This window comes from Mesorhizobium sp. M2A.F.Ca.ET.067.02.1.1, assembly GCF_004023285.1.
Lineage (GTDB): Bacteria > Pseudomonadota > Alphaproteobacteria > Rhizobiales > Rhizobiaceae > Mesorhizobium.
Genome location: NZ_RZSB01000451.1, coordinates 1 through 4,936 on the forward strand (window position 1 = coordinate 1; position 4,936 = coordinate 4,936).

Annotated in this window: 6 protein-coding genes; 3 read left to right on the top strand and 3 right to left on the bottom strand. The window is 63.7% G+C overall.

Features of this window, described 5'->3' with window-relative positions; genetic code table 11:
• Together EOA28_RS24710 and EOA28_RS40960 are read left to right on the top strand one after the other, a co-directional pair.
• On the top strand, positions 1–571 hold a 571-nt coding region (locus EOA28_RS24710; RefSeq protein WP_148670834.1), incomplete at its 5' end, for a type 1 glutamine amidotransferase.
• Between the two features lie 332 nt (positions 572–903).
• Positions 904–1,035, top strand: coding sequence for a hypothetical protein (locus EOA28_RS40960; protein ID WP_263498119.1), 132 nt, complete (start codon positions 904–906; stop codon positions 1,033–1,035).
• Positions 1,036–1,221: 186 nt separating this feature from the next.
• Here EOA28_RS40960 and EOA28_RS24720 read toward each other — a convergent pair whose 3' ends face one another.
• The 3 genes from EOA28_RS24720 to EOA28_RS24730 all read right to left on the bottom strand — a co-directional run bounded on the left by EOA28_RS24720 (position 1,222) and on the right by EOA28_RS24730 (position 4,056).
• The gene (locus EOA28_RS24720) at positions 1,222–1,989 is read right to left on the bottom strand and encodes a metallophosphoesterase (RefSeq protein ID WP_127250079.1); all 768 of its coding nucleotides are present in this window, start codon (positions 1,987–1,989) and stop codon (positions 1,222–1,224) included.
• A gap of 102 nt (positions 1,990–2,091) precedes the next feature.
• Positions 2,092–3,228 (bottom strand): alpha-hydroxy acid oxidase, encoded by a 1,137-nt coding sequence (locus tag EOA28_RS24725; protein ID WP_127250078.1) that lies wholly within the window; start codon positions 3,226–3,228, stop codon positions 2,092–2,094.
• Between the two features lie 24 nt (positions 3,229–3,252).
• Complete coding sequence (locus EOA28_RS24730; RefSeq protein ID WP_127250077.1) at positions 3,253–4,056, bottom strand: FCD domain-containing protein; 804 nt, start codon at positions 4,054–4,056, stop codon at positions 3,253–3,255.
• Between the two features lie 207 nt (positions 4,057–4,263).
• Here EOA28_RS24730 and EOA28_RS24735 point away from each other — a divergent pair.
• Positions 4,264–4,936 (top strand): DUF3422 family protein (locus tag EOA28_RS24735; protein ID WP_128315379.1); only part of this gene is annotated, 673 nt, incomplete at its 3' end.

The following is a 4,936-nucleotide window of genomic DNA, read 5'->3' on the forward strand; positions in this document are numbered from 1 at the left end:
GGGCGGGCACGATGCGATGGTCTTGCTGGGCGGCGGGCAGAATGCGCTGGCCGACGAGGACTATCCCTATTTCCCGGCGCTCCTTGAGTTGACCCGCGATTTCGCCGATAAGGACCGCTCGGTGCTCGGCATCTGCCTCGGCGGTCAGCTCCTTGCCCGCGCATTTGGTGGCGACAACCATATCGGCGGCGCCACCGAGTTCGGCTGGCACAAGGTCTCGCTGACGCCCGCCGCGAAGTCGGATCCGGTCCTGGCGGCGCTGCCCGAACAATTTCCGATCTTCGAATGGCACGACGACACTTTTGCGCTGCCTCAGAATGCCGTGCGGCTCGCCGGCAGCGCGGTCGCCGAAAACCAGGCCTTCCGCCTCGGCCGCGCCGTCTATGGCTTTCAGTTCCACTTCGAGGCCGACACGCCGATGGTGCGCCACTGGAGCACCTCCTTCGCGGCAACGATCGCCGAGCGCCATCCCGACTGGAACGACCGGCTCGACGACGAGTTGGCCGGTAACGGCCCCGAAGCCGATGCCGCCGGCCTGGCGATCGCCCGCGCCTGGGTGGCTACCATCTAAGGTACGTTGATATTCAGGTAAGGCCGGCCTGACCTGCATCTCAACCCATCCGCGCGGACGCAGCGTGGCATAATTGGCACGCCTCAGCGCCTGCGCCTGGGGATAACGCTCTTCTTTCTTGGTTTGTGTCCGGCCACTCCCTTAAGAGGGCGCGCTTTGTATCGCTGGTGCAACCGCCATGAACCTTTTGTGTGATCCAGCCGACACACCGGCGAAACAGAATCTGCTTAGAAGCGCGAAATCGTCGAAACATTGAGACGCATTTTATCGTTTCAACGCATTGGTAACCGCCTCGTGCCCAGATGCAGAAAGCTTAACCAGAGATGACGTCCGTGAAAGCAGCTCTCCTGTCTTTTGTCATGCTGTCTGCCATCGTGCTCTGCGGCCTGGGCATCTATGCCGCCGACGCAGCAACCAACCACCGGGCCGTCGACGGCTACGGCGTGACGGCCTCGCTCGACTGAGCCCAATCAAAAATCGGAAGCGCGCCCGCGCCGAGATTGCGCCGAAGGCGTGTTGAGATTCAGGTCAGGCCGAGTCGAAAATGGTGGTTTCCGAGAACCGGAGCGGAGCGTACTTAACGTACGTGAACACCGGAAGCGCAGGAAAACACCATTTGCAGGCCGGCCTCACCTGAATATCAGCACGCCTTAAAGCGCTTTGCCTTGCACGTCGATGATCTGCTTGTCGCCGCCATTGACGGCGAGCGCGCTCAGCGTCCCCGATTTCCAGGCGAGCGTGTCGACATTGACGCGGTTGGCCTTCACTTCGGCCTCCGGGACGGGCGTGTGCCCATGCACGATCACCTTTGAAAAAAGTCCCGGGTGATCGTGGAAGGCATCGCGGATCCAGATCAGGTCCTGCTGGTTCTGATGGTCGAGCGGCACGCCCGGCCTTATCCCGGCATGGCAGAAGAAGAAGTCACCGAAACTGACCGAAAACGTCAGCGATTGCAGGAAATCGACATGACTGCGCGGCACCGCTTTCACCAGCGCAGCGTGTCCACGCGCGACTGTCTCCGCCTTGCCGTACCAATGGGCGTCACGGACAAGTTCCACGCCATAGGACTGCGCGGTCTGCACGCCGCCATAGTTCATGAACAGGCCGTCCGGCTCGGCATGGGCCATGAATTCGAGCATGCCGATATCGTGGTTGCCGGCGAGCATGATGTTGCGCGGATCGCGCTTGCGCGCCTCGATCAGGAAGTCGATGACCCTCTTTGAATCCGGACCGCGGTCGACATAGTCGCCGAGATGGATGATACGCCAGTCTGACGCGGGCGCATGTTCCAGTTGGCTTTCGATGCGCCGGTGCATGGCGGCGAGCAGGTCATGGCGTCCATGTACGTCGCCGATGGCGTAAAGCCGCATGCCGTCCGGCCCGCGCGCGTCGAGGTAGTGGATGCCGGTTTCGGTCAAGGTGAACATGTTCCCAAGGCACAGTTGGAGCCAAGCCTAGTGCCGATCGATGAACAACGCCCTAGCGACGCAACCGATCCGTGCGATCTTGGCTACTGCGTCCTAGCGGCGGAGCTGGTCCTTGCCCATGTCGGCGACGAGGCGCTTGCCGCACAGCGCCATCGTGACATCCATTTCCTTGCGGATGATTTCGAGCGCCTTGGTAACGCCGTCCTTGCCCATCGCGCCGAGGCCGTAAAGGAAGGGCCTGCCGATATAGGTGCCCTTGGCGCCGAGGCATAGCGCCTTGAGCACGTCCTGGCCGGAGCGGATGCCGCCGTCCATGTGGACTTCGATCCTGTCGCCGACCGCATCGGCGATCTCTTCCAGCACGGAGATCGAGGAGGGGGCGCCGTCGAGCTGCCGCCCGCCATGGTTTGAGACCACGATCGCGTCCGCCCCGGTCTCGGCCGCCATCAGCGCGTCTTCCTTGTCGAGGATGCCCTTCAGGATCAGCTTGCCGCCCCAGCGTTCCTTGATCCAGGCGACGTCCTTCCACGACAGGTGCGGATCGAATTGCTCATTCGTCCAGGACGATAGTGAGGAGACGTCGCCCACGCCCTTGGCGTGGCCGACGATGTTGCGGAAAGTGCGGCGCTTGGTTCCTGCGATGCCCAGGCACCAGCGCGGCTTCAGCGCAAGGTCGATGATGTTGGCAAGCGTCATCTTCGGCGGCGCCGAAAGCCCGTTGCGCACGTCCTTGTGGCGCTGTCCCAGGATCTGCAGGTCGAGTGTCAGCACCAGCGCCGAGCATTTCGCCGCCTTGGCGCGGTCGATGAGGTTGAGCACGAAATCCTTGTCGCGCAGGACGTAGAGCTGGAACCAGAACGGCTTCTTGGTCACCGAGGCGACATCCTCGATCGAGCAGATGCTCATGGTGGACAGCGTGAACGGCACGCCGAACGCTTCCGCCGCCTGTGCCGCCAGCATCTCGCCGTCGGCATGCTGCATGCCGGTCAATCCGGTCGGCGCGAGCGCCACCGGCATCGCCACCTTCTCGCCGATCATGGTCGATTCCAGCGAGCGGTTGCTCATGTCGACCAGCACGCGCTGGCGGAACTTGATCTTGCCGAAGTCCTCTTCGTTGGCGCGATAGGTGCTCTCCGTCCATGCGCCGGAATCGGCATAGTCGAAGAACATCTTCGGCACCCTGCGGCGTGCCAAGTCCTTGAGGTCGGCGATGGTGAGGATTTCGCTCATGATGGGTCCCCGCTAAATCTGTGCTTAGGAGCGTTTGCGTGTGGGTTCGATATCGCCGGCATCGGAGCGCTGTCTCAGCCTCAGCCGGGAGACGCGCTGCCAGTCGCCGCTGCGCTCGGCTTCCGCCATCGAGCGCTCGACATAGGTGATGTGGTCCATCGCGGCCTTGCGCGCCGCGATCGGGTCGCCGGCCTTGATCGCGGTATGGATCGCCCGGTGCTGCTCGAGCAGCGCCTCGCGCGCGCCCGGCACGCCGAACACCAGAAGCCGGTTCTGGAAAACGCCTTCCGACAACAGCCGGTAGCAGGAGCGCAGCGTGTGCAGCAGGATGATGTTGTGCGCGCATTCGCACACCGCATGATGGAACTCGACGTCGATTTCCGCCTCGTCGTCGAAGTCGCCCGTCCGGTGCGCCTCCTCCATGCGCGCCATGATGCGGTCGAGCAGCGCAAGGTCCTCCGGCGTCGCCCGCCGCGCCGCATATTCGGCCGCCACCGCCTCGATCTCGCGCCGGTACTCCAGATAGTCGGTCACCGCCTTGCGGTGCGTGGAGATGAGGTCCGTCACCGGCTTGGTGAAGAGCTGGCCGATGACGTCGGCGACATGCGTGCCGCCGCCGGGGCGCGTCGTCAGCAGTCCGCGTCCCTCCAGCGCCTTCAGCGCATCGCGCAGGATCGGCCGCGACACGTCGAACTGGCGCGCCAGCTCGCGCTCGCCCGGCAGCCGGTCGCCGGTGCGCAGAACGCCTTCGAGGATCAGGCTCTCGATCTGCTGCACCACCTCGTCGGCGGTGCGCGAATGCTCGATCCTGGAGAAAATGTCGCTCAACGGAGACGCCTGGAGCTGGAACGGATGTTGCCCAGATTAAAGCGTCTGTCGCCAACTGGTCAAATTATTTATCCAATTCGCCCAATGTGGTCGGATCGCCTGCCGCGCGCCGTCATCGCCGGATGCTAATATTTGCTGTTTACGCGTCTCGCCGATTGCCGCAAGACCACCGGGTTGCACGAAGGGTCGAAAACAGGGGGACCAGCCGTGTCCGACGAGATGTCCAGTCTCGAATTCCAGCCGCGCGCCCAAGGCAGCGTCATGGGTTTTCCGGCGCATGAGGGGCGTCCCGGCGCGATCGGCGAGGTTCATGCCCGTCCGCATCCGCTGATCGAAAAGCCGCGCGTGCTGATCCAGCTTTCCTTCATGACCGAGGCCGGCGCCGCGGTCGACCATGCCGTGCTATCGGAGCTTTCGAGGCGGCTGGGAATCGCCGCGCCTGAGCGGAACGCGCGCCACCATGCCATGAAATGGGGCAAGGGCTCGCTGCGTTGGGAGCGGCATACGGAATTCTCGACCTATCTGTGGGAAGGGCCGCTGGCCGAGAATGGCCGGGGGCAGGAAGATTCGCCCTTCGGTAACGGCTTCTCGCCCCCAGGCACGGTGATTTCCGGCATCCGGCTCGAAATCCGCAAATGGACGCAGGCGAGCGAAAGGCTGATCGCCGGCTTCGACCCCACCAGCCTTTGCTACTCGCTGGTCGAAAGGGGCGCCGCCGCCATCATCACCGATTTCCGCCAGGACGGCGACGGGCTGACCCGCATGCTGGTGCTCGATCGCGGCCTGACGCCGGCCAGCACCGGCGCTCTGTCGCAGCGGCTGATCGACATCGAGACCTATCGGACGCTGGCCATGCTCGGCCTGCCGCTGGCGTTGACGC

What these genes read in the sequence shown, in the direction of transcription:
- EOA28_RS24725 (WP_127250078.1), bottom strand. Translation starts at nt 3,228, where the DNA reads ATGAGCGAAATCCTCACCATCGCCGACCTCAAGGACTTGGCACGCCGC.